The sequence below is a fragment of the Paracoccus sp. (in: a-proteobacteria) genome, from assembly GCF_030538695.1.
GTDB lineage: Bacteria > Pseudomonadota > Alphaproteobacteria > Rhodobacterales > Rhodobacteraceae > Paracoccus.
Genome location: NZ_JAUNTN010000060.1, coordinates 1 through 1,842 on the forward strand (window position 1 = coordinate 1; position 1,842 = coordinate 1,842).

At 59.2% G+C, this 1,842-nt stretch carries 2 protein-coding genes; both read right to left on the minus strand.

Features of this window, described 5'->3' with window-relative positions; translation table 11 throughout:
• Positions 1–329: 329 nt before the first annotated feature.
• Positions 330–1,604, minus strand: coding sequence for a TRAP transporter large permease (locus Q4G24_RS16565; RefSeq protein ID WP_303367636.1), 1,275 nt, complete (start codon positions 1,602–1,604; stop codon positions 330–332).
• An 8-nt stretch (positions 1,605–1,612) separates the two neighbouring features.
• On the minus strand, positions 1,613–1,842 hold a 230-nt coding region (locus Q4G24_RS16570), incomplete at its 5' end, for a TRAP transporter small permease (protein ID WP_303367637.1).

Genomic DNA, 1,842 nt, shown 5'->3' on the forward strand with positions numbered 1-1,842 from the left:
TCGCGGTTGAGCAGACTCTACATTAAAGTGAGGGATCTTTCGGGGGGCAGGTCAGACATACTCAGACCCCCACCACGCAACGCTATGCGCATCTAATGGACTCGTCGCTCAGGGCCGGGGTCGATGCCGTGGCGGGCATGATGCGGGCGCAGCCAAGGCTGATCCAGCCCGCGCCGTAAGAAAAGAGCATTACGCCTGCTAACGCAACTCTTGCCAGATTGGTATGATCTGTTTGCGGATCGTGCTTTCCTTGCGCGCATCGCCATTGCTGATACGCGCGAGGAACCAGTTTTGCGTTTCATGGGCCACAACCCCACATCGGTTTGCCCCTAAAATAGCATATTAGGGATCAACAGGCTGATCGCAGGTACATAAGTAAGTAGGGTCAGCGCGACCAGCATCAGCAAGATCGTTGGCAGCGCGGCGCGGAAAACCTCGAACAGGGTCATCTTGGCCACCCCCATGGCAACAAACAGGTTCAGCCCGACCGGGGGTGTCAGCATCCCGACGGACAGGTTCACCAGCATGATGATCCCGAAATGGATCGGATCGACGCCAACCGACTGGGCGATCGGCTGCATCAGCGGACCAAGGATGATGATCGCCGAGGCACTGTCAAGAAAGCAGCCCGCAACCAGCAAGATAACATTGAACAGCGCCATAATCAGCCACGGATTATCGGTCGTGGACAGCACGCTCGCGGCCAGTTGCGACGGCGTTCCGGTGCTGGCCAGCAGCCATGAAAAGGCCGATGCGCCCGCAGTAATCAACAGCAGCGGCCCCGCCAAAAGGCCGGTATTTCGCAGGATCATCAGCGTGTCGCGCAGACTGATGCTGCGATAAACCATTGCGCCGATGAACCAGCCGTAAAGGCAGGCGACGGCGGCGGATTCGGTGGGCGTGAACACGCCGGAGTAAATGCCGCCCAGCAGGATCACCGGCAGGCCCAACCCCAAAGCCGCCCTCTTTGTCGCCCCCACGATGCGCGCGACGGTGGGAAAGGCATCGCGAGGATAGCCTTTGCGCCATGCAAACCAACTGCCATAGCCGATCAGCAAAACGCCGATCAACAGCGCGGGTAGCAACCCTGCGGCAAAGAGCTTGCCCACCGAGGTTGCCGTAACCGAGCCATAGATAATCAGCGCAATCGACGGCGGCACGATGGGTCCCAATGTGCCAGCCGTCGCGATCAGGCCGATTGAGAAGAACCGATCATAACCCGCATTCACCATGGCCGGATACATGATCGTGCCAATCGCGATCACGGTGGCGGGGCTAGAGCCGGAAATGGACCCGAACATCAGGCAGGCCATGACCGTCGCCGCCGCCAGACCGCCGGGCAGCCACCCGATCAGCGCCCGCGCGAGGTCGATCAGCCGATCCGACAAACCACCGATCCGCATGAGTTCCGCCGCAAGAATGAAGAACGGGATAGACATCAGCGAAAAATTGTTCATGCCCGAAAACATGCGCATCGGCACGACAACCGGATCAATCCCGCCAAAGAAATACAGAACAGCCGTGACCGCCAGTGCCAATGCCGCAAAGATCGGCAGGCCAAAGATCAACAGCCCAAAGAAAAACGGAAGCAGGGCAGAAATCATCACGGGCCTCAGCTATTCTTGATATCGGAATGGGGCGGAACGTAATCGCCGGTTTTGACAAGGCTGGCCAGAACCAGCAGATAGCGCAGCGCCATCATCCCGCCCGCCGCCGGAATGACCATATAGATATAACCCACCGGAAGCCGCATCGCCGGGGACGCCTGCCCCATGCGCAGCGTATTCGCGGACAATCGCCAGCCATACCAGATCAGCACCGCCGCAAAGATCAGCCCCAGCA